Raw genomic sequence first — 26,625 nt, 5'->3', positions numbered from 1 at the left:
GGAAGAAGGGGCGCCTGGCGGGCAACTCAAGGTGCTGACAGCAGTGTCAGCCACCCAAAAGGCACTTCAAGGCCAGAAAAATAGTGTTTCAAGCCCTGGATATGCCTGAACCGGCGCCAAGGATGCCGAGCCAGAACCGGGTGGTCAAGTTGATTACCCGGTCACGGCAGGCACGATCTGGACGTCCTGGCTATCTATTATGAACCAATGTGCGCTGGCTGCCCCTTGGACTATAGGAAGGTGTGCAAACGCTGATGCACTGTATCCTGTTCATCCAGCGGCCACTGGTGCTTGGCGCTGAGGTAGTGGGTGCTGAACACATCCAGATAGGCGTCCAGCGCCTCGGCAGCACGCTGATCGCCGGCAAGTTCGAGGCACATGGCGGCCACTTCGGCGGTGCAGAAGTGATCGTCGCGCTTGGAACGGCGCAGTCGATAACGTGACAATTGCTCGGGCTGCAGGCTGAGTACGGGGAAGCGATCCAGGTACGGGCTCTTGCGAAACATCTTGCGCGCCTCGGTCCAGGTTGCATCCAGAAGGATGAACAAGGGCCGCTTGCCAGGCTCGCGGACCACTTCACTGACCACCCGTTGCGGAGCGACAAACTCACCGGGAAACACAATGTACGGCTGCCAGTGAGGCTGATCGAGCAAGGCCAGCAAAGTTTCATCGACCGAGGTGCGCTGCCAGCCAAATGCCGAGGTGTCGGCAATCAGGTCGGCAATCAGCCAGCCGGTATTGCTCGGCTTCAATGGCTCGGTGTCGTGCATCAGCAGGCACATGGCCGAATCGGCTGGCACCTGTGGACGCCAGGCACACAGGCAATGGCTGAAGATAACGCGACACTGCGGGCAGCGTGGCGCCCGGGATCCGCGGGCAACGAAGGGTTTGACACTGCGCGCCAGGCGCTCGGCCCGCAGGCGCGAAACAGCATGGTTCATGGCAGCAGTCTTAGGCGGTAAAGGAAGGATGGCACTGCACGGACTCAGCAAGACGTGAAAACCCGGTCAGTTTATCAGAGACAGCTTACGCACTTACGGTATTTGCCGTGCAGCCACAGCGCCGTCTCCCCTATAATCGTCCCCCTGATGCTACCCGCTGGCACCGCAACGACGTACGTGGCGGAACACCGTGCCGTGTTGCCGGTCCAATCGCCAGTTACCGACCCAGGAGAAATTCATGCTGCGCTTCATCGCCCCGTCCCTGAGCCTGTTGCTCGCTCTGCCCCTGGCCGCCAACGCAGCCTCCAAGCAGGAATACGAGCTGAGCCAGATGCTGCAAAAAGTTGCCACCGAGAGCAGTGTAGGTACACCGCGTGCGATCAACGAAGACATCCTCGACCAGGGTTACACCGTTGAAGGCAAGCAGCTGATCAATCACCTGAGCGTACTTCCAAGCCACGCTGAAAAAATGAAGGCTGACCCAAACCGGGTGCGCAGCCAATTGGGTGACAGCGTCTGCAAGAATTCCGGTTACCGTCAGTTGATGGCCAAAGGCGCAGTGCTGACCTACCGCTTCACCGAGTACAAGACGAACCGCCCAGTCAGCGAGCAGGCGTTCGATGCCAAGAGTTGCGGCATTAAGCTAAGCAAGTAAGCCTAGGCCACCTGCTCGCTATCGCGTCGCTGTTTTTCATCGGCGCGCAGTTCGGCCACCAGGGCCTGGACATAACGTGAGTGCCGCTCTCCTCCCCCCAAGCGACGCAGGCACTCCTCTTCAAGGCTCAGGTGATTGGCCTGGGCCGATCGCTCGAGTAACTCAAACAGCTGAGCATCGAGCTCCAGATTAAGCCGTTGCATGTGACAGCCTCCCTGCACCGCGACAATCGCTCAGGCCTCCAGTTAACCAGACCCTCACCTGGCCTGGATCCCGGCTGACGAGCGGTCTACTGCGGACCTTCGCGATTGTTGGGTTCAACGAAGATCGTTTCAGCATAAACAGCCGCCAGGGTCTAGATTGATAGCAAGCGCCCGCCCGTTTCAGGGCTCGCACAGGGGGATGCCCGCCGACGCCTTGCATGCACGGCCGAGCGACAATTACAAAGAGCCCATCATCACTGCACTAAGACCTTGCAGGTCTACTGCAACGCTCGAGGCGTACACTCGAGCCATGGCAGCCAGCGACACACGCAGTGTCGCGGCCGGAAGCCGCATCAGGCCCGGTCAGAGGTTTTGCTGCAGAAGGAGACGTTGAATGCCGTACCAACCGAATGAACTGCTAGCGAGTCACTTCACCCGTAACGGAATCGATCTGAGCAAGCTGGACGAGCAACTGCAACTGGTTGCCCCGCAAAGCCCTAACCTGCCGCTGTATCGCGACATGATGCTGACCGTCCTGCGCATGGCCGAGGACGACAGCAACCGCTGGAACGCCAAGATTACCCTGCAGGCGCTGCGCGAACTTGACCATGCCTTCCGCACCCTTGAACAGTACAAAGGACGCCGCAAAGTCACCGTCTTCGGCTCGGCCCGCACTCCACTCGAACACCCCATGTATGCGCTGGCGCGTGAGCTTGGCGCAACACTGGCCCGTTCCGACCTGATGGTCATCACCGGTGCCGGCGGTGGCATCATGGCAGCCGCCCACGAAGGCGCTGGCGTTGACCACAGCCTGGGTTTCAACATCACCCTGCCGTTCGAACAGCACGCCAACCCGACGGTGGATGGCACCGACAAATTGCTGCCGTTTCACTTTTTCTTCATTCGCAAGTTGTTCTTCGTCAAGGAAGCCGACGCCCTGGTGCTATGCCCAGGAGGCTTTGGCACGCTGGACGAAGCACTGGAAGTACTCACCTTGATCCAGACCGGCAAGAGCCCGCTGGTGCCGGTGGTGCTGCTGGATTCTCCGGGGGGCACCTTCTGGCAGGACGCGCTGAACTTCATTACCCGGCAACTGGAAGAGAACCGCTACATCCTGCCCAGCGACCTGAAACTGCTGCGTTTGGTGCACAGCGCCGAAGACGCCGTGGAGGAAATCAACCAGTTCTACAGCAACTACCACTCCAGCCGCTGGCTGAAAAACCAGTTCGTGATCCGCATGCACCATCCGCTCAGCGAAGGTGCGTTACTTGATCTGCAGGAGGGCTTTGCCGACTTGCGGCTGAGCGGTCATTACCATCAGCACGCCTATGCCGGCGAACACCATGATGAGCTCAGGTTCAGTCACCTGACGCGCCTGACCTTCGCCTTCAACGGACGTGATCAAGGGCGCCTGCGCGAACTGGTGGACTTCATCAATCTGTCGGAAAACTGGGCCAAACCCGAACCGATGCACACGACACAACGTGCCCGCGAAGCACTCAAGGTCACCTGAGGCGCGTGCGCTAGTAGTCGTCCAGCCCTCGGCCGCTCAACAGGCGGCCGACCATTTCCATGGAAAAGCCCCGGTAGACCAGAAAGCGGGTTTGCTGGGCGCGGCTGCGCGGATCGGTAGGTAGCTGACCAGAAAACTTGCGCTGCCAGACATCCTGCAGCTGACTCGCCCAGTCCACCCCGCTCTCGCGCAGCGCCTGATCGATGTCGCCGCGTTGCAGGCCACGCTGGCTCAGCTCTTCGCGTATACGCGCCGGGCCGTAACCAGAGCGCGAGCGATAGCTGATAAAGCTTTCCAGATAACGGGCTTCGCTGAGCAAGCCCTCTTCCGTCAAGCGGTCGAGTTCCTGGTCAATCAATTCGGGGGGAGCGCCGCGCTGACGCAATTTGCGCGTCAGCTCTACGCGACCATGCTCGCGGCGAGCGAGCAGGTCCATGGCTGTCCGCCTTACGGCGACGGGGGTGTCGAGTACGGCGGACATGGGTGCGATCAGTAGCCGGCTTCAGCGTCGGCCAGATCGTCTTCAGGCTCGGCATTGACGGCTGCAGCTTTGGCCGCGGCGTCAACGGCACCCGCGCTCAGCAGCTTGTCGCGAATCTGCTTCTCGAGCGTGGCGGCAATTTCCGGGTTGTCCTGAAGGAACTTGGCCGAGTTGGCCTTGCCCTGGCCGATTTTGCTGCCCTGGTAGCTGTACCAGGCACCGGATTTTTCCAGGAAGCCATGCAGCACGCCGAGGTCGATGATCTCACCGTTACGGTAGATACCCTTGCCGTAGAGAATCTGGAATTCAGCCTGACGGAAAGGCGGAGCCACCTTGTTCTTGACGATCTTGACGCGGGTTTCGCTGCCGACTACTTCGTCGCCTTCCTTCACCGCGCCGGTACGGCGGATGTCCAGGCGGACCGACGCGTAGAACTTCAGCGCGTTACCACCAGTGGTGGTTTCCGGGCTGCCGAACATCACACCGATCTTCATACGGATCTGGTTGATGAAGATCACCAGGCAGTTGGCGTTCTTGATGTTACCGGTGATTTTACGCAGAGCCTGGGACATCAGGCGGGCTTGCAGGCCCACGTGCATGTCACCCATTTCGCCTTCGATTTCAGCCTTGGGTACCAATGCGGCCACGGAGTCGACGATGATCACGTCAACGGCGTTGGAGCGCACCAGCATGTCGGTGATTTCCAGTGCCTGTTCGCCGGTGTCAGGCTGCGAGACCAGCAGGTCGTCGACGTTGACACCCAGCTTGCCGGCGTATTCCGGATCGAGCGCATGTTCGGCGTCGACGAAGGCGCAGGTTGCACCCATTTTTTGAGCCTGGGCGATCACCGACAGGGTCAGCGTGGTTTTACCGGACGACTCAGGGCCGTAGATCTCGACAATACGACCTTTTGGCAGGCCGCCAATGCCCAGGGCAATGTCCAGGCCCAGGGAGCCGGTGGAAATGGCCGGAATCGCCTGACGCTCGTGGTCGCCCATGCGCATGACCGCGCCTTTACCGAATTGACGCTCGATTTGCCCCAGGGCCGCAGCCAAGGCGCGCTTCTTGTTGTCGTCCATTGAAGTCCTCACGTAATCGATAGGGCCTGACGGCCAGAACACCTGTATAAGTAGCCAGTATTATTCCACAGGGTTTTCTTCCCGCCTACCCCCGATGTGCGATTTACTCTGCGCCAAGCTGTAACAAGCCCTCTAGCGCGGCGGTTACCGTTTGTCGGCGCACCTCATCACGGTCACCGTCGAAGTGCCTGCGCTCACTGCTGACATGGCTGCCATCAGCCCAGGCCAGCCAGACCGTGCCCACCGGTTTGGCCGGCGAACCGCCGTCGGGCCCGGCCACGCCACTGACCGCCACGGCAAAGCGTGCCCCGCTGGCTATCTGGGCGCCGCGAACCATGGCTTCGACCACCTCCTGGCTGACCGCTCCAACCTGAACGAACAGCGTCTCGGGTACCGCCAGCTGGCGGGTTTTCTGCTTATTGGAATAGGTCACATACCCGGCCTCGAACCAGGCCGAGCTGCCCGGAATCCGGGTAATGGCTTCGGCGATACCGCCGCCGGTGCAGGATTCGGCCGTGGTCACCTGGGCGTTGAAGCGGCGCAGGTGTTCCCCCAGGCGGGCTGAAAGCGCAGTGATCGGGTCCATGACAAGCTCCTTGAAAGACTGTCGCCTACCCTACACCAGCTGCTTCAGCGCTGTAACGCCCGCACATACGCCTGACAGGCGCGCAGCGCGATCAATCCCTGATCGCCCGCGTCGGTGATGGCGACAATTCGCCGAGCATGCGCCGGGTCAAGTTGGGCGCGCGTGGTGGCTTCGGCCTTCTGTTGGCGTTCTTGAGCATGCAGATTTGCCTGCTCGGCCAACTGCCGGCCGTATCGCCAGGCCTGGAGCTGCCAGGTTGCCGCGGCCATCACCAACAAGAGGGTCACCAGCAGTGCCACCCGCAACCGACTCACGCCAACACCTCACGGGCCCTTGCCCAGAGTTTCAGACGATCTTCCAGGCCATTGAGCCCGCCATTGATGTGACGGGTAATGCGATTGAACTCACCACGGTCGGCCAGCTGGTTGAGCCCGCGCGAATGCCAGAACCAGGCCGCAGACTCGCATGCCCAGCGTGGCTGCTCCAGCAGCTGTGGCAGCGCCAGCAAACGCTCGTCGCCGAACAACGCCATGCTGCAGGCCTGGTAGTTATTGCAGCCGGTGACCTGGATCAGACCCCGCCCGCAATACAGCTGACCGTCGCCATCGGCTTGCGGGCTGTTACCCAGACGCAAGGCAAGGCTGCCAGTGTCATAGCGCGACAAGTAGCGGTCATTGCCCAGTTCCTTCAGATAGCGCAGCTGCCCCGATTCATGGCCAATCTGTGCCAGGAACGCCGTCACGCGTCGCGGAGAGTCGATTTCCCAGCGCTGCATGGCGGCGTTCAGGGCAGGAACAAAAACGCCCGCTTGCTGGCGGGCGTTGGGGAAAATCAATAACAACGTCTTTTCAGTCATTTCCATACAGACCTCACCATCATGCCCTTTCAGCAAGCAGTACCGCTCTTCGCACCTGACTCTTTATCTGCTCATTCCTTGTTGTCCTGGCGGTTCCACTCAGGCGCCCTCGTTTCAACACCCAAGCGTCTCGCCGCCCAACGCTCGTAGAGCCCGATTGCCACGTCAGCCCCGGCCATGGCTGTCAAACAGCCAAAGGCACTGGCCGTCCAGATCGACATGCCGCTGGCATACAGCAGCATCACCGTCGACACGCCGCAGACCATGCAGGCGCCCGAACGCAAAAGCAGACGTCGAACCAGCGCCCATCCCCGGGCACCGGCCTTGTCCGCACGCCACATTTCTCCGCTAAGGCCGCCCAGCAAGGCCAGAATCACCACCGGCCAGATCGGCATTTCCAGTAACGTCAATTGCTCACTTGTCACTGCCCTGTCTCCTTGAGTCATTCCGCACGACACCTTGCCTGCGGCGTAAGCGTTAAAACCGATTACCTCGCTATCTAGAAAGCCCGCCACGCATGGTGCCCGGGCAACTCCGCTTCACATTGTTCCTCCGACCGCGGCCGCCTACCCGCCAGATAACTGCTTGTGGTGCTTTACGCTGCACACCCGGGCCAGTTGCCAACCCTCTGAACAGTTCAGGCCTGTTCATCGCTGCCTTTGTCACCGCCGGTGTCGACCGGCTTGAGATGAAGATTATGCATTGATGCATATGCAGTCAATGCGTTTATGGAAATATTTATGCACAGGAAAATGCGCATGTGCATGTAAGCCGTGCGTCGCGGGGTTTGAAGTACTTTCAGCAGGCGAAAAAAAACCCGCCGAAGCGGGTTCTCTGATGATCGGGGTAGTGGTCAACGGGCGTACATGCCCCACCAGAACACATGACCAAGGATGCTGATCTGCTCTTCCTGCATCTGCTGGAAGCTGTAGTCTTCATCCGGATGCTCATCGCGGTTGAAGCTGCGCAGTCGGATACCGGTAGGCAGGCGGTAGAGCTGCTTCACCCGCAACTGGCCATTGTGGTTGATGGCGTAGAGGTCGCCGTCAACGATATCGCCAATAGCGTTCTTGCCGGAGTTGACCCCGACCGTCGCGCCATCACGCAGCACTGGCAACATGCTGTTGCCGCGTACCGTGACACACTTGGCCTGGTCGAACTGGACACCGTTGTGCCGCAGGCTGCGTTTGCCGAAACGCAGGCTGGCCTTCTCGCTTTCCTCGATGACGAACCGCCCTGATCCTGCAGCCAACTCGACTTCGCGAAGAAAAGGAATGGACACTTCGTCGTCATCGACGGGGGTGTCGTCATCCCACAAGCTGATGTCACGTAGTTCGGCATGGCTGCGCCCGGGCGCAGCTTCGCGGCTTTCGCCCAGGTCGACGCGTCCCCGCAACTGATCGGTGCTCACACCGAAATACTCGGCGATCTTCGACACATGCTTGTCGGAAGGGTCGACGATTTTCTCGCTGAGAATGCGCGACAGGGTGGATTGCGGCACGCCGGTACGCCGGTACAGTTCCGTAGGGGAGATACCGTGGCGGTCGAGCAATGCTCTCAAGACAGATGCTACGTTGCGTTTTTGCATAAATTGCATAGTGCAACCGGTTTTTGCAAAACGCAACAGCCGATATGCACGGAAATGCATGGATAAATGGTCACGACAAGGCGGTTCACCTCGGCATCGCCGGCAAAATCCCTGTACCATTGCGCGCTTGCCTTTGGTCTAAACGACACTGCGAGCCAAGTTTCTGTAATGAGCGATCTTTCCGCACACACCCCGATGATGCAGCAGTACTGGAAGCTGAAAAACCAGCACCCGGACCAGCTGATGTTCTACCGCATGGGCGACTTCTACGAGATCTTCTATGAAGATGCGAAGAAAGCCGCAAAACTGCTGGATATCACCCTGACCGCCCGCGGGCAGTCGGCTGGCCAGTCGATTCCCATGTGCGGTATCCCCTTCCACGCGGCCGAAGGTTACCTGGCCAAGCTGGTGAAGCTGGGCGAGTCGGTGGTGATCTGCGAGCAGATCGGCGACCCGGCCACCAGCAAAGGGCCGGTGGAGCGCCAGGTGGTGCGTATCATCACCCCCGGCACGGTCAGCGACGAAGCCTTGCTCGACGAGCGCCGCGACAACCTGATCGCCGCCGTACTGGGTGACGAGCGCCTGTTCGGCCTGGCCGTTCTGGATATCACCAGCGGCAATTTCACCGTGCTGGAGATCAAAGGCTGGGAGAACCTGCTGGCCGAGCTCGAACGCATCAACCCGGTCGAGCTGCTGATCCCGGATGACTGGCCGCAAGGCTTGCCTGCGGAGAAGCGCCGCGGCGCCCGTCGTCGTGCACCTTGGGACTTCGATCGCGACTCGGCTCGCAAGAGCCTGTGCCAGCAGTTCGCAACCCAGGACCTCAAGGGCTTCGGTTGCGAGAAGCTGACCCTGGCCATCGGCGCTGCCGGTTGCCTGCTGGGCTATGCCAAGGAAACCCAGCGCACCGCCCTGCCCCACCTGCGCAGCCTCAAGCACGAGCGCCTGGACGACACCGTGGTGCTCGACGGCGCCAGCCGTCGCAACCTCGAACTCGATGTGAACCTGGCCGGCGGACGCGACAACACCCTGCAATCAGTCATCGATCGCTGCCAGACGGCCATGGGCAGCCGTTTGCTGACCCGTTGGCTGAACCGTCCGCTGCGCGACCTGAAAGTACTGCAGGCGCGCCAGGGTTCCATCCGCTGCTTGCTCGATGGCTACCGTTTCGAAAAGCTGCAGCCGCAACTCAAGGAAATCGGCGACCTCGAACGCATCCTTGCCCGTATCGGCCTGCGTAACGCCCGCCCTCGGGACCTGGCGCGCTTGCGCGATGCCCTCGGCGCCTTGCCTGAACTGCAAAACGCCATGGCCGAGCTTGAAGCGCCGCACCTCGCGCGCCTGGCGGCCATCACCGGCACGTACCCGGAGCTGGCCGACCTGCTTCAAAAGGCCATCATCGACAACCCGCCCGCGGTCATCCGCGACGGTGGCGTACTGAAAACCGGCTACGACAGCGAACTGGACGAGTTACTGTCCATGAGCGAGAACGCCGGCCAGTTCCTGATTGACCTCGAAGCACGGGAAAAAGCGCGCACGGGCCTGGCCAACCTCAAGGTCGGCTACAACCGCGTGCATGGCTACTTCATCGAACTGCCCAGCAAGCAGGCCGAGCAGGCCCCTGCCGACTACATCCGCCGGCAGACGCTCAAAGGTGCCGAACGCTTCATCACCCCCGAGCTAAAAGTCTTCGAAGACAAGGCACTGTCGGCCAAGAGTCGCGCCCTTGCTCGCGAAAAGATGCTCTACGACGCACTGCTGGAAACCCTGATCGGTCATCTGGCGCCCCTGCAAGATACCTCCGCTGCCTTGGCCGAACTGGATGTGCTGAGCAACCTCGCCGAGCGTGCGTTGAACCTCGACCTGAACTGCCCGTCTTTTGTTGACGAGCCCTGCATGCGCATCACCCAGGGTCGCCACCCGGTTGTAGAGCAGGTACTGACCACGCCGTTCGTGGCCAACGACCTGGCGCTGGACGACAACACCCGCATGCTGGTCATCACCGGGCCGAACATGGGTGGTAAATCCACCTACATGCGCCAGACCGCGTTGATCGTACTGATGGCGCACATCGGCAGCTTCGTACCTGCCGCCAGTTGTGAGCTGTCACTGGTCGACCGGATCTTTACCCGTATCGGCTCCAGCGACGACCTGGCCGGCGGGCGCTCGACCTTCATGGTCGAGATGAGCGAAACCGCCAACATCCTGCACAACGCCACCGACCGCAGCCTGGTGCTGATGGACGAAGTGGGCCGCGGCACCAGCACCTTCGACGGGCTGTCCCTGGCCTGGGCCGCAGCAGAGCGCCTGGCGCAACTGCGTGCCTATACCCTGTTCGCCACGCATTACTTCGAACTGACGGTATTGCCGGACAGTGAGCCGCTGGTTGCCAACGTGCACCTGAATGCCACCGAGCACAACGAGCGCATTGTGTTCCTGCACCATGTGCTGCCGGGGCCTGCGAGCCAGAGTTATGGCCTGGCTGTTGCGCAGCTGGCGGGTGTACCGACACCGGTGATCCAGCGCGCACGTGAACACCTGGGCCGCCTGGAAACCGCCAGCCTGCCGCACGAAATGCCAGTAGTAGCCAAAGGTGCAGCCGATGTTCCGCACCAGAGCGACCTGTTCGCCAGCCTGCCTCACCCGGCCATCGAGAAGCTCGGGAGGCTCGACCTGGACAACATGACGCCACGCCAAGCTATCGAAATGCTCTATACACTGAAGACTCTGTTATAACGCGAGCCCGCACAAGCTGATAGAATCCCGCGCGGTTTGGCGAAGCTGCAGGTTACTAGCCTGGCCTGCAGCCCAACGACCAAGCCGAGCGACCCTGTCTGGAAGGGTATCGCTGCCGTCGCCTGAGGAGAGAATTAGAAATGACCTTCGTCGTCACCGACAACTGCATCAAGTGCAAGTACACCGACTGCGTAGAAGTCTGTCCGGTGGACTGCTTCTACGAAGGCCCGAACTTCCTGGTCATTCACCCGGATGAGTGCATCGACTGTGCACTGTGCGAGCCTGAATGCCCCGCCCAAGCCATTTTCTCGGAAGATGAAATCCCGGCTGGCATGGAGAACTTCATCGAGCTCAACGCCGAGCTTGCAGAAGTATGGCCAAACATCACCGAGCGTAAGGATGCCCTGCCAGACGCTGAAGAGTGGGATGGCAAGCCAGGCAAGATCGCCGATCTGGAGCGTTAAGCGCTCGCGGATCACAAAAAAGGCCCTTCAAGGGCCTTTTTTCGTATGTGGTGCGGGCAAAAAAAAGGGGCGGTATGACCCGCCCACATTTTTTCCGTAGTCCCTTTATTCCCTTTCATCATCCTGATGAATCGCATCCTGCGATGTCCTTGACCTTCATCCTTGAAAGCCTGTGTCAGTCCGTAGACACAGTTCAGATACTAGCGCCTGCGAATTTTCCAGCAACTGGTTAAAGCTCTCAAAAAGCTGCTGAAGCATTAGTGAAATAAATAAAAAACATCTATTTATCAATAGTTTACTAAATCGCATACAGAAAAAGCGACTTCGGTTTACTGAGCTTTACAGCGATGACTTACATAACAGGTAAGCAAAGGCTTACACAGAATATAACCAGAGGAACAACACATGGTCGCGCTGAGTGAAACCGGATGTTTGTATAGCAATAGCACGAAACATAGGCCCACTTTTTTCGTGCACAAACAAAAACGCCTCGATCATATCGAGGCGTCTTTTGCGGTTAACCGAAGTTAACGGAACAACAATTACTGAAACAACGACTCACTGGACAGACCGTTCTTTTCAAGGATCTCGCGCAGACGCTTGAGCCCCTCTACCTGGATCTGACGAACCCGTTCACGGGTCAGGCCGATCTCCAGACCAACATCTTCCAGCGTACTGCTTTCATGCCCCCGCAAGCCAAACCGGCGAATCACCACTTCACGCTGCTTGTCGGTCAACTCGCTCAACCACTGATCGATGCTTTGGGACAAGTCATCATCCTGCAGCAGCTCACACGGGTCGGTGGGTCGATCGTCAGTCAGGGTGTCAAGGAGCGTCTTGTCGGAGTCTGGCCCAAGCGACACATCCACCGAGGAGACTCGCTCGTTGAGACCGAGCATGCGCTTGACTTCATTGACCGGCTTCTCCAGGAGGGTGGCGATCTCTTCCGGGGACGGTTCGTGATCGAGCTTCTGGGTCAGCTCCCGCGCGGCACGCAGGTATACGTTCAATTCCTTGACCACGTGAATGGGCAAGCGGATGGTACGGGTCTGGTTCATGATCGCCCGTTCGATGGTCTGCCGAATCCACCAGGTGGCGTAAGTGGAAAAACGGAAACCCCGTTCAGGGTCGAATTTCTCGACCGCACGAATCAAGCCCAGGTTGCCCTCTTCGATCAGGTCCAGCAGCGAAAGCCCCCGATTCACATAACGCCGGGCGATTTTCACCACCAGACGCAAGTTGCTTTCGATCATGCGCTTGCGCCCTGCCGGATCGCCACTTTGCGACAGGCGCGCAAAATGGACTTCTTCCTCTGGCGAGAGCAGCGGTGAGAAACCAATTTCATTAAGGTACAACTGGGTCGCATCAAGCGCACGGGTATAATCAATATACTTGTGCTGCTTGAGCGTAGAGCCTTGTTTAGCTCTGGTCCGAACCGAAGGTACAGCAGGTTCGTCTGACACCACATCCGTTTCCAAAACGATGCCCGTCTCCATCAGGAGCACTTCATCGTCGATGTCAAACTCCGGCACTTCTTTACTGAGAGCCATTGTTATAGTCCTTTGCTGAGTTCGAACTCAGACTCGAGCGGCGCCGATATCCTTGGCAGCGCTGGAGCCTGTCCCCTCTACGCGAGGAACAGGCCGGGTACTAGCAATCAACGACGCGGCAGGAATTGCAGCGGATCTACAGGTTTGCCCTGGCGGCGAATCTCAAAATGCAGCTTCACCCGGTCTGTGCCCGTGGAACCCATTTCGGCAATTGTCTGCCCAACCTTGACCTGCTGTCCCTCCCGAACCAAAAGCCTGCGGTTGTGGCCGTAGGCACTGACGTAGGTGTCGCTGTGTTTGATGATTACCAACTCGCCGTAGCCCCGCAAGCCACTTCCGGCATAGACCACCGAACCATCAGACGCAGCAAAAACAGGCTGTCCCAAATCACCGGCGATATCAATGCCTTTATTCAAACTGCCGTTTGAAGCAAATTTACCAATCAACACGCCGTTGGCCGGCCATGCCCAGCCGCCCACTGCACGCTCTGCGGCAGGCACCTGAGTTGGGGTGGCTACCACCGGCGCGGGTGTTGCAACTGTCGCTGGCGCGGTCGTCACGGGCTTGCTGGCTGGCGTGCCTACAGGGCGTGTGGTTACGGTAGTTTTGCTTGAAGACGATGACGAGCTTGTGACAACGGTGGTAGTCCGCGTAGCGGTACCGGAGCGACTGTCAAAACGAATCGCCTGCCCTGGGCGGATGGTATAGGGGGGAGCAATACCATTGCGGGCAGCCAGGTCCTTGTAGTCCCAGCCATAACGGAAGGCAATCGAGAACAGGGTATCGCCAGGGCGCACCACATACTGACCGCTGGTGGTGGCAGGACGCTTGGCCACCGCAGGTGCATTGCGATCGACTACCCGGGCGCTGTTGCTGGAGGTGCTGGAGCAACCCGTCACCATCGACCCCACGGCAAGCGCAATCAACACAAGCCTGACGCTCGAAAATCCCCTGCGCTGCCGAATGATTGTGTGCCCCACCCGCCGCTCCCTCTCATGGTGACTGCTGTAAAAATGCAATATTGTTGCAATTATAACCGAGCGCCTACACCTTGCGGACGCCGGACATTCGCAAATTGTGAACCCTGACAGTGCAGGGTAGCCCGCCAGATAGACAGGGCAATGTCGGAGGAATTCGCCCGCTGCGAAAAAAAGTCCTGATCAGGCGAGCGGGCCGGTCAATAACGGTACAAAGCGGACAGCGCCCAGCACCCGTCGTGAAAAACCGTGCTCTTCACGGACGATCAGCATCAGGTGCTGAACCTCACCTGCCGGCCCTACAGGAATCACCATTCGCCCGCCCGGGGCCAACTGGTCAAGCAGGGCCTGAGGCACTTCCGGCGCTACTGCGGTGACGATGATACCGTTGTAGGGCGCCAGTGCCGGCCATCCTTCGCAGCCGTCGCCCCAACGAAATACCACATTGCGCAGATTGAGTTCGCTCAGGCGCTCCTTGGCACGATCCTGCAGCACCTTGATGCGCTCCACGGAAAACACCCGCTCGACCAGTTGCGCCAGAATCGCGGTCTGGTAACCAGAGCCCGTGCCAATTTCCAGCACTTTGTCCAGCGGCCCGGCCTGGAGCAACAGTTCGCTCATGTGCGCGACCATGAACGGCTGGGAGATCGTCTGGTTATTGCCGATCGGCAGTGCCGTGTCCTCATAGGCACGGTGCGCCAGCGCCTCGTCTACAAACAGATGGCGCGGTGTGCGACGCAGCACATCGAGCACCTTGGGGTTGGATACCCCTTCTTCGATCAGGCGCTTGATCAGCCGCTCACGGGTTCGCTCAGAGGTAAAACCGATACCATGGCGCATCAGATCCTCCTGTTCACGCATCAGAGCAGCCCCTCCAGCCAGCCATCCAGACGCTCAAAGGCGTCATTGAACGTGCGGTCCAGCTGCAATGGGGTGATCGAGACATAGCCCTGCATCACCGCATGAAAATCGGTGCCGGGGCCACCGTCCTCGGCGTCACCGGCCACAGCGATCCAGTAGCCTTCCTTGCCCCTCGGGTTGACCACCTTGGCAGGCGCCGCCGCACGGGCGCGATGCCCAAGGCGCGTCAACTGGATGCCGCGGATGTGCTCCAGCGGCAAGTTGGGGATATTCACATTGAGCACTGTTCGCGGCGGCAATTCCAGGCTCTTGTGCGCCTCAACCAGTTTGCGCGCGAAATAGGCCGCGGTTGGCAGGTTGTCGGGCAGGCGCGAGAGCAATGAGAACGCAAAGGAAGTGCCCCCCAGAAAACGCCCCTCAAGGGCAGCGCCGACCGTGCCGGAATACAACACGTCATCACCGAGGTTGGCGCCGAGGTTGATCCCCGACACCACCATGTCCGGCGTGTGCTCCAGCAAACCGTTAAGCCCCAGATGAACACAGTCTGTCGGTGTACCGTTCAAGCTGATGTAGCCGTTGGCCAGCGTCTGCGGGCACAGCGGCCGATCCAGCGTCAGCGAACTGCTGGCGCCGCTTTTGTCTTGATCCGGCGCGATGACCACACAGTCGGCATAATCCGCCAGCGCAGCATGCAGCGCGGCGATTCCGGGTGCGGTGACCCCGTCGTCATTTGAAATCAGAATACGCATGGGCTGTCCGTCTGCCCTGCCGGCACCAGATCAACGAGCTCGCGCACCACGACGGTGGCAAAGCATCCGGCCGGAAGGACGAATTCCAGTTGCAGGATATCAGGCTCGGGATAATGCCACGTCAGGCCGCCAATGGGCAGTCGCAGGATGCGACGTTCGTGACTCATGCCCGCCCGCGCCAACCATTGGCACAACGCGGCGTGCTGTTCGGCGATCGCTTGCTCAAGCACCCCGGCAGCGCCAGTGGCCCCCGACACACCTTCGCCCCACAGCGGGCCGGTCGGGTGCAGGTCGAGAATCGCCAGGCGAGGATCGGAGCACTCGGTTTCGCCCGCCGGGAAAAAGCTGCGGCTATCGGTAAAGGCCAGCAGGTCACCGACCTGAGCACGCTGCCAGCTGCCATCGGCAACACGCTGGGCAAGCACCTGATTGAACAGGTAACTGCGCGCGCTGGAGAGCAACCGTGAACGCACATTGCGCTGCTCCGGCAGCGCCTGGCGCTGCGCCCAGTCACGGGCGTCGTGAATGTTGCCGCCGGCATGGCCGAAGCGTTGGGTGCCAAAGTAATTCGGCACGCCCTGGCTTCGCAGTTGTTCCAGGCGCGCATCCAGCGCAGCGCGGTCAGCGCTCAAGCCGGTCAGGCGCAGGGTAAAACCGTTGGCCGAGTGAGCGCCACGCTGCAGTTTGCGCGAATGCCGGGTCTGCTTGAGGATGCTCAGGGTTTCGTTTTCAGCAGCGCTCAGGTTCGGGTCGGCCTTGCCCGGCAAATGCAGGCTGAACCACTGGCGGGTCAGGGCCTGACGGTCCTTGAGGCCGGCATAGCTGATACTGCGCAGCGGCACACCGGCGGCGCGGGCCAGGCGGCGGGCAGCCTCTTCCGTGTTGAGGTCGCGTTTTTCGACCCACAACCACAGGTGCTCGCCAGTACCGGACAAGGGAATATCGAGGACCTCATCCACCTGGAAGTCTTCGGCAGTGGCCTTGAGAATTGCGCTACCCAGTGCCGGGCCCGATGCGCGCGGGCCGAGGAGTTCAAGTTCCGTCATGCGCGCAGCAACAAGGCAACGGCATGCACGGCAATGCCTTCTTCACGACCGGTGAAACCAAGTTTCTCGGTGGTGGTGGCCTTGACGTTGACCTGATCCAGTTCAACCTGCAGATCTTCGGCGATCAGCGTGCGCATGGTGTCGATATGCGGAGCCATTTTTGGTGCCTGGGCAACGATGGTGGCGTCGACGTTACCGACCTTCCAGCCTTTGGCCTGGACAATCTGTACCACGTGACGCAACAGCACTCGGCTGTCGGCGCCTTTGAACTGCGGGTCGGTGTCGGGGAAGTGCTTGCCGATATCGCCCAGCGCAGCAGCACCCAGCAGGGCATCGCTCAGGGCATGCAAGAGGACGTCGCCATCGGAATGGGCCAGCAGCCCGAACTTGTGCGCAATGCGCACCCCACCCAAGGTGATGAAATCGCCTTCCGCGAAGCGGTGCACATCGTAGCCGTGGCCAATACGCATAAAAAACGCCCTGATTGAGTCAGGGCGTGATTCTACCTGCTTTGCCGGGCCTTTGGCTGATTTGTAGGGCGGTGCCTACAACAAACCCAGGGCCACGCCGTGATGGCGCAGGTGCTCATCGATGAAGCTGGCGATGAAGTAATAACTGTGGTCATAACCTGGCTGCAGACGCAGCTCAAGCGGATGACCGGCAGCCTTCGCCGCCTGGATCAACACCTGGGGCTTGAGCTGGTTTTCGAGGAAATCATCACGATCACCCTGGTCCACGAGCAACGGCAGGCGCTCCCCGGCTTCGGCAATCAACACACTGGCATCCCATTCACGCCAGCGCGTGCGGTCTTCACCCAGGTAGCGGGAGAAGGCCTTCTGCCCCCAAGGGCAATCCATCGGATTGCTGATCGGGGCGAACGCCGACACCGACTGGTATCGCTGGGGGTTGCGCAGCGCACAAACCAACGCCCCATGGCCACCCATGGAGTGCCCACTGATACCGCGACGATCGGACGCGGGGAAATGCGCCTCGACCAGCTTCGGTAGCTCGTGCACCACATAGTCGTGCATGCGGTAGTGCTGCGCCCAGGGCTGTTCGGTGGCGTTCAGGTAGAAGCCGGCGCCGTGACCAAAGTCCCAGGCGCCGTCCGGATCACCCGGCACCTGAGGCCCGCGCGGGCTGGTGTCGGGGGCGACGATGATCAACCCGAGCTCGGCCGCCAGCTTGTGCGCCCCCGCCTTCTGCATGAAGTTCTCGTCAGTGCAGGTCAGACCGCTCAGCCAGTACAGCACTGGCAGCTTGCCGCCCTGCTCTGCTTGCGGCGGCAGGTAGACAGCAAACACCATGTCGCAACCGAGCACCTCGGAGCGGTGACGGTATCGCTTGTGCCAGCCGCCGAAACTTTTCTGGCAGGAAATGTTTTCCAGGCTCATGGCAAACCTCAGAAATGGATGACGCTACGGATGCTCTTGCCTTCATGCATCAGGTCAAAGGCCTTGTTGATGTCTTCCAGGCCCATGGTATGGGTGATGAAGGTATCCAGCGGGATCTCGCCCTTTTCCGACATTTCCACGTAGCTCGGCAGCTCGCTGCGGCCACGCACGCCACCAAACGCCGAACCGCGCCATACGCGACCAGTCACCAGCTGGAACGGACGGGTCGCGATTTCCTGACCAGCGCCTGCGACGCCAATGATCACCGACTCGCCCCAACCCTTGTGGCAGCATTCCAGCGCCGCGCGCATGAGCTGCACATTGCCTACGCACTCGAAGGAGAAATCCACACCGCCGTCGGTAAGGTCAACGATAACGTCCTGGATCGGACGGTCGTAGTCCTTCGGGTTGACGCAATCGGTGGCCCCCAGCTGTTTGGCGATCTCGAACTTGCCCGGGTTGATATCCACGGCAATGATCCGCGAGGCCTTGGCCTTGACCGCGCCGATGATCGCCGAGAGGCCAATGCCGCCCAGGCCGAAGATGGCAACGGTATCGCCCGGCTTGACCTTGGCGGTGTTCAGCACTGCGCCGATCCCGGTAGTAACGCCACAGCCCAGCAGGCAAACTTTCTCCAGCGGAGCTTCTTTCTGGATCTTGGCAACCGAGATTTCCGGCAGCACGGTGTACTCGGAGAACGTCGACGTACCCATGTAATGGAACAGCTGTTGGCCTTTGTAGGAGAAGCGCGTGGTGCCATCCGGCATCAGGCCCTTGCCTTGCGTGGCGCGAATCGCCTGGCACAGGTTGGTCTTGCCGGAGCGACAGAATTTGCACTGGCCGCATTCGGGGGTGTACAGCGGGATCACATGATCGCCCACCGCCACCGACGTAACACCCTCACCGATCGCCTCGACGACAGCACCGCCTTCGTGGCCCAGAATCGACGGGAAGATACCCTCAGGGTCCGCGCCAGAAAGCGTGTAGGCATCAGTGTGGCAAACACCGCTGGCGACAACGCGCAGCAGCACTTCGCCTGCCTTGGGCATGGCCACGTCGACTTCAACGATCTCCAGCGGTTTCTTGGCCTCGAAGGCAACGGCGGCACGGGACTTGATCATCAATCTTCTCCAGCAAGGGTTCAGTTCAAGCTCAAAGTGTAATTCATCGCCATTTGATTAATAATCAGGCCGAAGACAAAACATTATTGCCATTCAGGGATAATCAATGAGCAGTCGCTGGGAAGGCATCGATGAGTTTGTTGCCGTGGCCGAATCGGGACAATTCACCGCCGCCGCAGAGCGCCTGGGGGTGTCGTCGTCGCATATCAGCCGCCAGATCGCCCGCCTGGAGGACCGCCTGCAAACCCGCCTGCTCTACCGCAGCACGCGTAAAGTGACCCTGAGCGAAGCCGGGCACACCTTCCTGCAGCATTGCCAGCGCCTTCAAGATGGCCGTGAGGAAGCCCTGCGTGCCATGGGTGACCTCACCAGCGAACCCAAAGGCTTGCTGCGCATGACCTGTGCTGTGGCCTATGGCGAACGCTTTATCGTGCCGCTGGTGACACGCTTCATGGCGGCCTACCCGCAGCTGCGCGTGGATATCGAACTGAGCAACCGCACGCTCGACCTGCTTCACGAAGGCATGGACCTGGCCATTCGCCTCGGCCGCCTTCAGGACTCGCGTCTGGTGGCGACTCGCCTGGCCCCGCGGCGCATGTACCTGTGCGCCTCACCGGCTTATCTTGAGCGCTATGGACGGCCTCACAGCCTGTCAGAGCTGGCCCGGCACAACTGCCTGATCGGCAGCTCGGATACCTGGACATTGCAGCAAGAGGGGCGCGAGCACAGCGTGCGGGTACAGGGCAACTGGCGCTGCAACAGCGGTCAGGCGGTGCTGGATGCGGCATTGCAGGGGATGGGGTTGTGTCAGTTACCCGACTACTACGTGCTTGAGCATCTGAACACCGGGGCGCTGGTTTCTCTGCTTGAGGCCCAGCAGCCACCTAACACAGCAGTATGGGCGCTCTACCCGCAACAGCGGCATCTGTCGCCAAAAGTACGCAAACTGGTGGATTACCTGCGTGAGGGATTGGCTGGCTTGCCAGAATACCGGGTCGCCTGACGTGCTTCAGCTGCGCTTGGCCCAGCGCTGACGCAAATACTCCAGGTCTTCCGGGCGGGTAACCTTGATATTGTCGCTACGTCCTTCGATCAAACGTGGCGACTGCCCTGCCCATTCGATGGCCGAGGACTCGTCGGTAATTGCCACATCCGCCACCAGGCTATCAGCAAGCGCGCGATGCAGGGCGCCAAGACGAAACATCTGCGGGGTATAAGCTTGCCAGACGGTACTGCGGTCGATCGTTTTGCTCACACGGCCATCGGCGTTGGCCCGCTTGAGGGTGTCACGCGCCGGTACCGCCAGTAGCCCGCCGACAGGATCGTCGGCCAGTTCGCCCAGTAGCCGGTCGAGATCACTACGCGCAAGGTTGGGCCGTGCAGCATCGTGCACCAGCACCCAGTCACTGTCGGCTGCCCCCTGGGCATGCAGCAACAGCAGGGCATTGAGGACAGAGTCGGCGCGCTCCTGGCCACCCTCTGCGCGCTGAATACGCGGATCAGTGGCACAACGCAGGCCCGGCCAGTAAGGATCGTCAGCAGCGACACTGACCACCACCCCTTTGACGCAGGGATGGTCAAGAAAACAGTCGAGGCTATGCTCGAGGATGGTCTGCCCGCCCAGTTGCAGGTATTGCTTGGGACGGTCGGCGGCCATGCGGGCACCAACGCCCGCGGCGGGAATCACGGCCCAGAAGGCCGGCAAGGTCTGGATCATTGGGCCAGCTGGAAGAGGGTTTCGCCCTCTTTGACCATACCCAATTCATGGCGAGCCCGTTCTTCGACGGTTTCCATACCTTTCTTCAACTCCAGAACTTCTGCATCAAGCACACGGTTACGTTCCAGCAGACGCTCGTTTTCGGCGTGCTGGTCGGCAATCTGTTGCTTGAGTTCGGTGACCTGGGCCAGGCTGCCATTGCCCACCCACAGGCGATATTGCAAGCCACCGAGCAGCAGAAGCAGGACGAGGAACAACCAATAGGGACTGCGCATCAGGGTATCCAGTGGAAAAAAACCGCTGCCTCAGCAGGGCTCTGATGGCACGAAGCCTGGCCGAAGCCAGGCTTTGTGAAGTCAGACCTGCTGCATAACGCCGCTGAACCGTCAGTATGGCTGTTCAGCGAACGCTAGCTGCTGTCTTTTTACCATCTCTTGCTTAGCCGCGAAACTCGGCACGACCACGGTACACAGCCTTGCTGCCCAGTTGCTCTTCGATACGCAGCAGCTGGTTGTACTTGGAAACGCGGTCGGAACGGCACAGCGAACCGGTCTTGATCTGGCCAGCAGCAGTACCGACGGCCAGGTCGGCGATGGTCGAATCTTCGGTTTCGCCCGAACGGTGCGAGATCACCGCGGTGTAACCGGCAGCCTTGGCCATCTGGATGGCTTCCAGGGTTTCGGTCAGCGAGCCGATCTGGTTGAACTTGATCAGGATCGAGTTGCCGATCTGCTTGTCGATGCCTTCTTTGAGGATCTTGGTGTTGGTCACGAACAGGTCGTCGCCGACCAGTTGCACCTTGGCGCCGATCTTGTCGGTGAGGATCTTCCAGCCAGCCCAGTCGGACTCGTCCAGGCCATCTTCGATCGAGATGATCGGGAAGCGCTCGGTCAGGCCTTTCAGGTACTCGGCAAAGCCTTCAGCGTCGAACGACTTGCCTTCACCAGACAGGTTGTACTTGCCGTCTTCGTAGAATTCGCTGGCCGCGCAGTCCAGGGCCAGGGTCACGTCGGTGCCCAGCTTGTAGCCAGCGTTGGCAACGGCTTCGGCGATGGCGCCCAGGGCGTCCTCGTTGGAAGCCAGGTTTGGTGCGAAACCACCTTCGTCACCCACGGCGGTGTTCAGGCCACGGGCCTTGAGCACGGCTTTGAGGTGATGGAAAATTTCGGTGCCCATGCGCAGGCCGTCGGAGAAGGTCTTGGCGCCAACTGGCTGAACCATGAACTCCTGGATGTCGACGTTGTTATCGGCGTGCTCGCCACCGTTGATGATGTTCATCATCGGAACCGGCATCGAGTACTGGCCCGGGGTGCCGTTCAGGTTGGCGATGTGTGCGTACAGCGGCAGGTCCTGATCCTGGGCTGCGGCTTTGGCTGCAGCCAGGGAAACTGCCAGGATGGCGTTGGCGCCCAGGTTGGCCTTGTTCTCGGTACCGTCCAGCTTGATCATGGCGTGGTCGAGGGCTTTCTGGTCAACCGGGTCTTTGCCCAGCAGCAGGTCGCGAATCGGGCCGTTGATGTTGGCAACGGCTTTCAGTACGCCTTTACCCATGTAACGGCTCTTGTCGCCATCACGCAGCTCCAGCGCTTCGCGCGAGCCAGTGGAAGCACCGGACGGCGCGCAAGCGCTGCCGATGATGCCGTTGTCGAGCAGTACGTCCGCTTCTACGGTAGGGTTACCACGCGAATCGAGAACTTCACGACCTTTGATGTCGACGATTTTTGCCATTGTTGTAAGCACTCCAGAATTGACGAAAACAACGCAGCTGAAAAAAATCTTTGCCGTTCGCCTGGCTGTTGAAAACGGGCAGGCCTGACGATGGCGTGCCCCTGACCCGAAGGTCAGGGGTTGAACGGGCGGTACTTTACCGGAGAAATGAGGATTACGCGGTTTCTACCGTCGGAAAACTCTTCACCAGATCGTCCAGTTGCTTGAGCTGGGCCAGGAATGGCTCCAGTTTGTCCAGGCGCAGGGCGCATGGACCGTCGCACTTGGCGTTGTCCGGGTCCGGGTGGGCTTCGAGGAAAAGCCCGGCCAGGCCCTGGCTGAGGCCCGCCTTGGCCAGGTCGGTGACCTGGGCACGACGGCCTCCGGCGGAATCGGCGCGACCGCCCGGCATTTGCAGGGCGTGGGTAACGTCGAAGAACACCGGGTATTCGAACTGCTTCATGATGCCGAAGCCCAGCATGTCGACCACAAGGTTGTTGTAGCCGAAGCTCGATCCGCGCTCGCAGAGAATCAACTGATCATTACCGGCTTCTTCGCACTTGGTCAGGATGTGTTTCATTTCCTGCGGCGCGAGGAACTGGGCCTTCTTGATGTTGATCACCGCACCGGTCTTGGCCATGGCCACAACCAGGTCGGTCTGGCGCGACAGGAATGCCGGCAGCTGGATGATGTCACAGACGTCCGCCACGGCTTGGGCCTGATGCGGCTCGTGCACGTCGGTGATCACCGGCACATTGAAGGTGCGCTTGATCTCTTCGAAGATCTTCATCCCCGCTTCCAGGCCAGGGCCACGGTACGAGTTGATCGACGAACGGTTGGCCTTGTCGAAGCTGGCCTTGAACACGTAAGGGATACCGAGCTTCTCGGTAACCCGTACATATTCCTCGCAGACCTTCATGGCCAGGTCACGGGATTCCAGGACGTTCATGCCGCCGAACAGAACGAACGGCTTGTCGTTGGCGATCTCGATGTTACCGACGCGAATGATCTTCTGGGTCATGAATCAGGCCTTGTTCTTTTGAGCCAGTGCCGCCTTGACGAAACCGCTGAACAGCGGATGGCCGTCACGCGGGGTCGAGGTGAATTCCGGGTGGAACTGGCAAGCGACGAACCATGGGTGATCCTGCGATTCAACCACCTCGACCAGCGCGCCGTCACCGGAACGACCGGAGACTTTCAGGCCGGCGTCAACCAGTTGCGGCAGCAGCTTGTTGTTCACTTCGTAGCGATGACGGTGACGCTCGACGATCACGTCCTTGGCGTAGCAATCATGGACCTTGGAGCCGCTTTCCAGCTGGCATTCCTGGGCACCCAGACGCATGGTGCCGCCCAGGTCGGACGCTTCGGTACGGGTTTCGACCGCGCCGGTGGCATCTTCCCACTCGGTGATCAGGCCGACGACCGGATGACCGCTGTTGCGATCGAACTCGGTGGAGTTGGCGTCTTTCCAACCCATGACGTTACGGGCGAACTCGATGACCGCTACCTGCATGCCCAGGCAGATACCCAGGTAAGGGACCTTGTTCTCGCGAGCGTACTGCACGGCAGTGATCTTGCCTTCGACACCACGCAGACCGAAGCCGCCCGGCACCAGGATGGCATCGGCGCCTTCGAGCAGGCTGGTGCCCTGGTTCTCGATGTCTTCGGAGTCGATGTAACGCAGGTTGACCTTGGTACGGTTCTGGATACCGGCATGGCTCATCGCTTCGATCAGCGACTTGTAGGCATCCAGCAGTTCCATGTACTTGCCGACCATGGCGATGGTCACTTCGTGCTCTGGATTGAGCTTGGCATCGACGACCTTTTCCCACTCGGAGAGGTCGGCGCCGTTGCACTGCAGGCCAAAGCGCTCGACGACGAAATCATCCAGGCCCTGGGCGTGCAGCACGGCCGGGATCTTGTAGATGGTGTCGACGTCTTCCAGGGAGATCACCGCACGCTCTTCAACGTTGGTGAACAAGGCAATCTTGCGGCGCGACGAGACGTCGACCGGGTGGTCGGAACGGCAGATCAGCACGTCAGGCTGCAGGCCGATGGAGCGCAGCTCCTTGACCGAGTGCTGGGTCGGCTTGGTCTTGGTTTCGCCTGCGGTGGCGATGTACGGAACCAGGGTCAGGTGCATGAGCATGGCGCGCTTGGAGCCCACTTCAACGCGCAGCTGACGGATGGCTTCGAGGAACGGTTGCGACTCGATGTCACCCACGGTACCGCCGATTTCCACCAGGGCCACGTCGGCATCGCCGGCACCCTTGATGATGCGGCGCTTGATCTCGTCGGTGATGTGCGGAATGACCTGGATGGTCGCGCCCAGATAATCACCACGACGCTCTTTGCGCAGCACGTGCTCGTAGATACGGCCGGTGGTGAAGTTGTTGTTCTGGGTCATGGTCGTGCGGATGAACCGCTCGTAGTGCCCCAGGTCCAGGTCGGTCTCGGCGCCGTCGTGGGTGACGAACACTTCACCGTGCTGGAACGGGCTCATGGTGCCGGGGTCGACGTTGATGTACGGGTCCAGCTTGAGCATGGTGACCTTGAGCCCCCGCGCCTCCAGGATGGCCGCCAATGAAGCCGAGGCAATGCCTTTCCCCAATGAAGAAACAACACCGCCCGTGACGAATATGTAGCGCGTCATGAAAAACCCTAGAAGTCTGCGTTAAAGCGGTCTGCGCCGCCGGGGAAAGCGAAGGAAGGCCGAAGCCCCCGATCACCTGCGTCAATCACAGTGCTACTTAAAAAACTGCCGCGTCTGGACAGACCGGGGGTTTTCGACCCGGTACGGAGCTCGCTACACATTTTTAGAATCGCCCAGCAAAAAACTGCTTGGTAATCGGCAACTGCCGTGATTTCAGGGAAGCCACAGAAGTTGTATCAAGAAGGGAGCGTAGTCTACCGGAATGTGCCTTTCATCTCAAACCTTGCGCGCTCGTCGGTACACACCAATGTAATTGCCAGTCGCCCTGACTCAGTTCCGGCAGGTTGGCCACCGCCAGCAGTTGTTCGCCGCGATAGAGCAAAGGCAGGCGCGAGCGAACAAACGCGGGCACCTGCCGCTCGTTGAGCAAGCGCTTCAGATCACGCCTGCCACGCCCGGCAATCTGCAGGCTTTCACCGCCTTGGCGATAAGCGATGCGTAACGGGCCCTGCGGCATCATGCCGCTCAGGTGCAGGCTGCCGTTGCCCGGCAGTGCCAGCCGTTGCGCAGGACTTTCCCAATCCTGCCCCAGAGGCGCCTTCAACCAGTCGTCGGACAGCCACCAGATGCGCTCATTGCCCCGGTGCAGTTCACCGTCGGTCAGGCGCCAGCACGGCCGCCCGTCGCCTGAGGCATCACGCAGGTCTTCCCAGCCAGCCCAGTGCCGGGTATCAGGCAGGCGCGTGCGCATCGCCAGCCAATACTGCAACGCATTGCGCTGGCGCGCCGCAGAGAACCCACGTAGCACCGTCAGGTCCAGCGAAGCCAGGCACAACCAGTCTAAACCACTGGGGGTTGAGGCCTGCTTCAGGTCCGCGACTGCCAATTCATCCAGCAATCCCTGAGCCTCGCCCAGATGCTCGGCGGCGCGTGCCAGGTTCTGCGCGGCGTGCGGCCAGCGTTGGCGCAACAGCGGGAACACCGCGTGACGCAAATAGTTACGCGAGAACTGCGTGTCGGCATTGGTGGGGTCTTCCACCCACGCCAAATGCTGCGTATTGGCATAGGCCTCCAGCGCCGTACGCGATACGTCGAGCAAAGGCCGCACCAGCCCCCCCTGCCCCAGCCCACGCTGCGCAGGCATGGCTGCCAGACCGCGCACTCCGGCCCCACGCAGCAACCGGAACAACAGGGTTTCGGCCTGATCTTCGCGGTGCTGTCCGGTGAACAGCACTTCGCCTGGACGCAAATTCTGGGCAAAGGCCGCGTAGCGTGCATCGCGAGCGCCCTGCTCGAGGCTGGCACCGGGGGCGACCGTGACGTGGATGACCTGCAGATCGACGCCGAGATCGTCGCACAGTCGCTGGCAATGGGCCGGCCAGGCGTCAGCCGCGGCTTGCAGGCCGTGGTGGATGTGGATCGCGCGAAGGGGCGGTAACGGGTGCTGACGGGGCAGACGTGCCAGCAGATGCAGGAGGACCGTGGAGTCGAGGCCGCCGGAGAGCGCGACGCACCAGGCGGGGGCTTGGAGCCAGGGAGTAAGTCTTGGGTAGAGGTCAATCATTGCAGGTGCCTCTTTTGCGAGCGCTTTGCGCTCGATCGCAGGCGTTGCCAGCTCCTACAGGTCTGGTGGTGACCCCTTTCCCGTGGGAGCCGGCGTTGCCGGCGATGGGCTGGGAAGCAGCCCCGGCCGCATACCTAACATCAGAGGCCCTAGCTCATAAGGGGGGCATAACGGCGCTTGAGGA

28 protein-coding genes are annotated in these 26,625 nt (G+C 60.4%); 5 read left to right on the top strand and 23 right to left on the bottom strand.

Annotation, left to right across the window (positions count from 1 at the left end; genetic code table 11):
- Positions 1 to 230 precede the first annotated feature (230 nt).
- Positions 231 to 941: a tRNA-uridine aminocarboxypropyltransferase gene (locus tag I5S59_RS16785; protein WP_197877618.1), complete on the bottom strand. Its 711-nt coding sequence runs from the start codon at positions 939 to 941 to the stop codon at positions 231 to 233.
- A gap of 238 nt (positions 942 to 1,179) precedes the next feature.
- On the opposite strand from I5S59_RS16785, the gene I5S59_RS16780 reads away from it, so the two are divergent.
- On the top strand, positions 1,180 to 1,596 hold the full coding sequence (locus tag I5S59_RS16780; protein ID WP_197877617.1) for a quorum-sensing-regulated virulence factor family protein: 417 nt from the start codon (positions 1,180 to 1,182) through the stop codon (positions 1,594 to 1,596).
- A gap of 2 nt (positions 1,597 to 1,598) precedes the next feature.
- On the opposite strand, the gene I5S59_RS16775 is transcribed toward I5S59_RS16780, so the two are convergent.
- Positions 1,599 to 1,799: a hypothetical protein gene (locus tag I5S59_RS16775; protein WP_197877616.1), complete on the bottom strand. Its 201-nt coding sequence runs from the start codon at positions 1,797 to 1,799 to the stop codon at positions 1,599 to 1,601.
- A 394-nt stretch (positions 1,800 to 2,193) separates the two neighbouring features.
- On the opposite strand from I5S59_RS16775, the gene I5S59_RS16770 reads away from it, so the two are divergent.
- The gene (locus I5S59_RS16770) at positions 2,194 to 3,312 is read left to right on the top strand and encodes an LOG family protein (protein WP_197877615.1); all 1,119 of its coding nucleotides are present in this window, start codon (positions 2,194 to 2,196) and stop codon (positions 3,310 to 3,312) included.
- A gap of 10 nt (positions 3,313 to 3,322) precedes the next feature.
- Here I5S59_RS16770 and recX read toward each other — a convergent pair whose 3' ends face one another.
- The 7 genes from recX to I5S59_RS16735 all read right to left on the bottom strand — a co-directional run bounded on the left by recX (position 3,323) and on the right by I5S59_RS16735 (position 7,911).
- Positions 3,323 to 3,793, bottom strand: coding sequence for a recombination regulator RecX (gene recX / locus I5S59_RS16765; RefSeq protein WP_197877614.1), 471 nt, complete (start codon positions 3,791 to 3,793; stop codon positions 3,323 to 3,325).
- 8 nt (positions 3,794 to 3,801) lie between these two features.
- On the bottom strand, positions 3,802 to 4,872 hold the full coding sequence (gene recA / locus I5S59_RS16760) for a recombinase RecA (RefSeq protein ID WP_197877613.1): 1,071 nt from the start codon (positions 4,870 to 4,872) through the stop codon (positions 3,802 to 3,804).
- 103 nt (positions 4,873 to 4,975) lie between these two features.
- Positions 4,976 to 5,458 carry a CinA family protein gene (locus I5S59_RS16755; RefSeq protein WP_197877612.1) on the bottom strand — a complete coding sequence of 161 codons (483 nt, stop codon included), beginning with the start codon at positions 5,456 to 5,458 and terminating at the stop codon, positions 4,976 to 4,978.
- Between the two features lie 44 nt (positions 5,459 to 5,502).
- Complete coding sequence (locus tag I5S59_RS16750; protein WP_197877674.1) at positions 5,503 to 5,727, bottom strand: hypothetical protein; 225 nt, start codon at positions 5,725 to 5,727, stop codon at positions 5,503 to 5,505.
- Between the two features lie 41 nt (positions 5,728 to 5,768).
- Complete coding sequence (locus I5S59_RS16745) at positions 5,769 to 6,320, bottom strand: glycoside hydrolase family 19 protein (protein WP_197877611.1); 552 nt, start codon at positions 6,318 to 6,320, stop codon at positions 5,769 to 5,771.
- A gap of 65 nt (positions 6,321 to 6,385) precedes the next feature.
- On the bottom strand, positions 6,386 to 6,739 hold the full coding sequence (locus I5S59_RS16740; protein WP_197877610.1) for a phage holin family protein: 354 nt from the start codon (positions 6,737 to 6,739) through the stop codon (positions 6,386 to 6,388).
- 428 nt (positions 6,740 to 7,167) lie between these two features.
- Positions 7,168 to 7,911 (bottom strand): LexA family transcriptional regulator, encoded by a 744-nt coding sequence (locus I5S59_RS16735; protein WP_197877609.1) that lies wholly within the window; start codon positions 7,909 to 7,911, stop codon positions 7,168 to 7,170.
- A gap of 159 nt (positions 7,912 to 8,070) precedes the next feature.
- Here I5S59_RS16735 and mutS point away from each other — a divergent pair, with 159 nt between their 5' ends.
- Positions 8,071 to 10,638 carry a DNA mismatch repair protein MutS gene (gene mutS, locus I5S59_RS16730; RefSeq protein ID WP_197877608.1) on the top strand — a complete coding sequence of 856 codons (2,568 nt, stop codon included), beginning with the start codon at positions 8,071 to 8,073 and terminating at the stop codon, positions 10,636 to 10,638.
- 140 nt (positions 10,639 to 10,778) lie between these two features.
- The gene (gene fdxA / locus I5S59_RS16725; protein WP_060510084.1) at positions 10,779 to 11,102 is read left to right on the top strand and encodes a ferredoxin FdxA; all 324 of its coding nucleotides are present in this window, start codon (positions 10,779 to 10,781) and stop codon (positions 11,100 to 11,102) included.
- A gap of 542 nt (positions 11,103 to 11,644) precedes the next feature.
- On the opposite strand, the gene rpoS is transcribed toward fdxA, so the two are convergent.
- The 8 genes from rpoS to I5S59_RS16685 all read right to left on the bottom strand — a co-directional run bounded on the left by rpoS (position 11,645) and on the right by I5S59_RS16685 (position 18,800).
- Positions 11,645 to 12,652, bottom strand: coding sequence for an RNA polymerase sigma factor RpoS (rpoS, locus tag I5S59_RS16720; RefSeq protein ID WP_128322400.1), 1,008 nt, complete (start codon positions 12,650 to 12,652; stop codon positions 11,645 to 11,647).
- Positions 12,653 to 12,759: 107 nt separating this feature from the next.
- Positions 12,760 to 13,632, bottom strand: coding sequence for a peptidoglycan DD-metalloendopeptidase family protein (locus I5S59_RS16715; protein WP_197877607.1), 873 nt, complete (start codon positions 13,630 to 13,632; stop codon positions 12,760 to 12,762).
- A gap of 180 nt (positions 13,633 to 13,812) precedes the next feature.
- Entirely contained in the window at positions 13,813 to 14,469 is a 657-nt protein-coding gene (locus I5S59_RS16710) for a protein-L-isoaspartate(D-aspartate) O-methyltransferase (RefSeq protein WP_420066460.1), read from the bottom strand.
- A 20-nt stretch (positions 14,470 to 14,489) separates the two neighbouring features.
- A complete protein-coding gene (surE, locus tag I5S59_RS16705) occupies positions 14,490 to 15,239 on the bottom strand; it encodes a 5'/3'-nucleotidase SurE (RefSeq protein ID WP_197877605.1) in 750 nt (249 codons plus the stop codon).
- Positions 15,227 to 16,285 (bottom strand): tRNA pseudouridine(13) synthase TruD, encoded by a 1,059-nt coding sequence (truD, locus tag I5S59_RS16700; protein WP_197877604.1) that lies wholly within the window; start codon positions 16,283 to 16,285, stop codon positions 15,227 to 15,229. Before truD ends, surE begins: the two co-directional genes overlap by 13 nt.
- Complete coding sequence (gene ispF / locus I5S59_RS16695; RefSeq protein WP_197877603.1) at positions 16,282 to 16,755, bottom strand: 2-C-methyl-D-erythritol 2,4-cyclodiphosphate synthase; 474 nt, start codon at positions 16,753 to 16,755, stop codon at positions 16,282 to 16,284. The genes truD and ispF overlap by 4 nt, the downstream gene beginning before the upstream one ends.
- A 75-nt stretch (positions 16,756 to 16,830) precedes the next feature.
- On the bottom strand, positions 16,831 to 17,679 hold the full coding sequence (fghA, locus tag I5S59_RS16690; protein ID WP_197877602.1) for an S-formylglutathione hydrolase: 849 nt from the start codon (positions 17,677 to 17,679) through the stop codon (positions 16,831 to 16,833).
- Between the two features lie 8 nt (positions 17,680 to 17,687).
- Entirely contained in the window at positions 17,688 to 18,800 is a 1,113-nt protein-coding gene (locus I5S59_RS16685; protein WP_197877601.1) for an S-(hydroxymethyl)glutathione dehydrogenase/class III alcohol dehydrogenase, read from the bottom strand.
- A 106-nt stretch (positions 18,801 to 18,906) separates the two neighbouring features.
- Here I5S59_RS16685 and I5S59_RS16680 point away from each other — a divergent pair, with 106 nt between their 5' ends.
- On the top strand, positions 18,907 to 19,803 hold the full coding sequence (locus tag I5S59_RS16680; RefSeq protein WP_197877600.1) for a LysR substrate-binding domain-containing protein: 897 nt from the start codon (positions 18,907 to 18,909) through the stop codon (positions 19,801 to 19,803).
- A gap of 6 nt (positions 19,804 to 19,809) precedes the next feature.
- On the opposite strand, the gene ispD is transcribed toward I5S59_RS16680, so the two are convergent.
- The 6 genes from ispD to tilS all read right to left on the bottom strand — a co-directional run bounded on the left by ispD (position 19,810) and on the right by tilS (position 26,441).
- Positions 19,810 to 20,517: a 2-C-methyl-D-erythritol 4-phosphate cytidylyltransferase gene (ispD, locus tag I5S59_RS16675; protein WP_197877599.1), complete on the bottom strand. Its 708-nt coding sequence runs from the start codon at positions 20,515 to 20,517 to the stop codon at positions 19,810 to 19,812.
- Positions 20,514 to 20,792 (bottom strand): cell division protein FtsB, encoded by a 279-nt coding sequence (ftsB, locus tag I5S59_RS16670; RefSeq protein WP_128322410.1) that lies wholly within the window; start codon positions 20,790 to 20,792, stop codon positions 20,514 to 20,516. Before ftsB ends, ispD begins: the two co-directional genes overlap by 4 nt.
- Before the next feature lie 163 nt (positions 20,793 to 20,955).
- Entirely contained in the window at positions 20,956 to 22,245 is a 1,290-nt protein-coding gene (gene eno / locus I5S59_RS16665) for a phosphopyruvate hydratase (protein ID WP_157193719.1), read from the bottom strand.
- 154 nt (positions 22,246 to 22,399) lie between these two features.
- Entirely contained in the window at positions 22,400 to 23,245 is an 846-nt protein-coding gene (gene kdsA, locus I5S59_RS16660; protein WP_197877598.1) for a 3-deoxy-8-phosphooctulonate synthase, read from the bottom strand.
- Positions 23,246 to 23,248: 3 nt separating this feature from the next.
- The gene (locus I5S59_RS16655; RefSeq protein WP_128322413.1) at positions 23,249 to 24,877 is read right to left on the bottom strand and encodes a CTP synthase; all 1,629 of its coding nucleotides are present in this window, start codon (positions 24,875 to 24,877) and stop codon (positions 23,249 to 23,251) included.
- Positions 24,878 to 25,148: 271 nt separating this feature from the next.
- Positions 25,149 to 26,441, bottom strand: coding sequence for a tRNA lysidine(34) synthetase TilS (tilS, locus tag I5S59_RS16650; protein WP_197877597.1), 1,293 nt, complete (start codon positions 26,439 to 26,441; stop codon positions 25,149 to 25,151).
- Positions 26,442 to 26,625: the final 184 nt, after the last annotated feature.

The organism is Pseudomonas alkylphenolica (assembly GCF_016009175.1).
Taxonomy (GTDB): Bacteria; Pseudomonadota; Gammaproteobacteria; order Pseudomonadales; family Pseudomonadaceae; genus Aquipseudomonas; species Aquipseudomonas alkylphenolica_B.
This window is presented reverse-complemented; position numbering and strand designations above follow the sequence as displayed.

Bases quoted from the DNA above. Each gene is read 5' to 3' on its own strand.
- I5S59_RS16785 (WP_197877618.1), bottom strand. From the start codon at position 941: ATGAACCATGCTGTTTCGCGCCTGCGGGCCGAGCGCCTGGCGCGCAGT.
- I5S59_RS16780 (WP_197877617.1), top strand. From the start codon at position 1,180: ATGCTGCGCTTCATCGCCCCGTCCCTGAGCCTGTTGCTCGCTCTGCCC.
- I5S59_RS16775 (WP_197877616.1), bottom strand. From the start codon at position 1,799: ATGCAACGGCTTAATCTGGAGCTCGATGCTCAGCTGTTTGAGTTACTC.
- I5S59_RS16770 (WP_197877615.1), top strand. From the start codon at position 2,194: ATGCCGTACCAACCGAATGAACTGCTAGCGAGTCACTTCACCCGTAAC.
- recX (WP_197877614.1), bottom strand. From the start codon at position 3,793: ATGTCCGCCGTACTCGACACCCCCGTCGCCGTAAGGCGGACAGCCATG.
- recA (WP_197877613.1), bottom strand. From the start codon at position 4,872: ATGGACGACAACAAGAAGCGCGCCTTGGCTGCGGCCCTGGGGCAAATC.
- I5S59_RS16755 (WP_197877612.1), bottom strand. From the start codon at position 5,458: ATGGACCCGATCACTGCGCTTTCAGCCCGCCTGGGGGAACACCTGCGC.
- I5S59_RS16750 (WP_197877674.1), bottom strand. From the start codon at position 5,727: ATGGCCGCGGCAACCTGGCAGCTCCAGGCCTGGCGATACGGCCGGCAG.
- I5S59_RS16745 (WP_197877611.1), bottom strand. From the start codon at position 6,320: ATGGAAATGACTGAAAAGACGTTGTTATTGATTTTCCCCAACGCCCGC.
- I5S59_RS16735 (WP_197877609.1), bottom strand. From the start codon at position 7,911: ATGCAATTTATGCAAAAACGCAACGTAGCATCTGTCTTGAGAGCATTG.
- mutS (WP_197877608.1), top strand. From the start codon at position 8,071: ATGAGCGATCTTTCCGCACACACCCCGATGATGCAGCAGTACTGGAAG.
- fdxA (WP_060510084.1), top strand. From the start codon at position 10,779: ATGACCTTCGTCGTCACCGACAACTGCATCAAGTGCAAGTACACCGAC.
- rpoS (WP_128322400.1), bottom strand. From the start codon at position 12,652: ATGGCTCTCAGTAAAGAAGTGCCGGAGTTTGACATCGACGATGAAGTG.
- I5S59_RS16710 (WP_420066460.1), bottom strand. From the start codon at position 14,469: ATGCGCCATGGTATCGGTTTTACCTCTGAGCGAACCCGTGAGCGGCTG.
- surE (WP_197877605.1), bottom strand. From the start codon at position 15,239: ATGCGTATTCTGATTTCAAATGACGACGGGGTCACCGCACCCGGAATC.
- truD (WP_197877604.1), bottom strand. From the start codon at position 16,285: ATGACGGAACTTGAACTCCTCGGCCCGCGCGCATCGGGCCCGGCACTG.
- ispF (WP_197877603.1), bottom strand. From the start codon at position 16,755: ATGCGTATTGGCCACGGCTACGATGTGCACCGCTTCGCGGAAGGCGAT.
- fghA (WP_197877602.1), bottom strand. From the start codon at position 17,679: ATGAGCCTGGAAAACATTTCCTGCCAGAAAAGTTTCGGCGGCTGGCAC.
- I5S59_RS16685 (WP_197877601.1), bottom strand. From the start codon at position 18,800: ATGATCAAGTCCCGTGCCGCCGTTGCCTTCGAGGCCAAGAAACCGCTG.
- I5S59_RS16680 (WP_197877600.1), top strand. From the start codon at position 18,907: ATGAGCAGTCGCTGGGAAGGCATCGATGAGTTTGTTGCCGTGGCCGAA.
- ispD (WP_197877599.1), bottom strand. From the start codon at position 20,517: ATGATCCAGACCTTGCCGGCCTTCTGGGCCGTGATTCCCGCCGCGGGC.
- ftsB (WP_128322410.1), bottom strand. From the start codon at position 20,792: ATGCGCAGTCCCTATTGGTTGTTCCTCGTCCTGCTTCTGCTGCTCGGT.
- eno (WP_157193719.1), bottom strand. From the start codon at position 22,245: ATGGCAAAAATCGTCGACATCAAAGGTCGTGAAGTTCTCGATTCGCGT.
- kdsA (WP_197877598.1), bottom strand. From the start codon at position 23,245: ATGACCCAGAAGATCATTCGCGTCGGTAACATCGAGATCGCCAACGAC.
- I5S59_RS16655 (WP_128322413.1), bottom strand. From the start codon at position 24,877: ATGACGCGCTACATATTCGTCACGGGCGGTGTTGTTTCTTCATTGGGG.
- tilS (WP_197877597.1), bottom strand. From the start codon at position 26,441: ATGATTGACCTCTACCCAAGACTTACTCCCTGGCTCCAAGCCCCCGCC.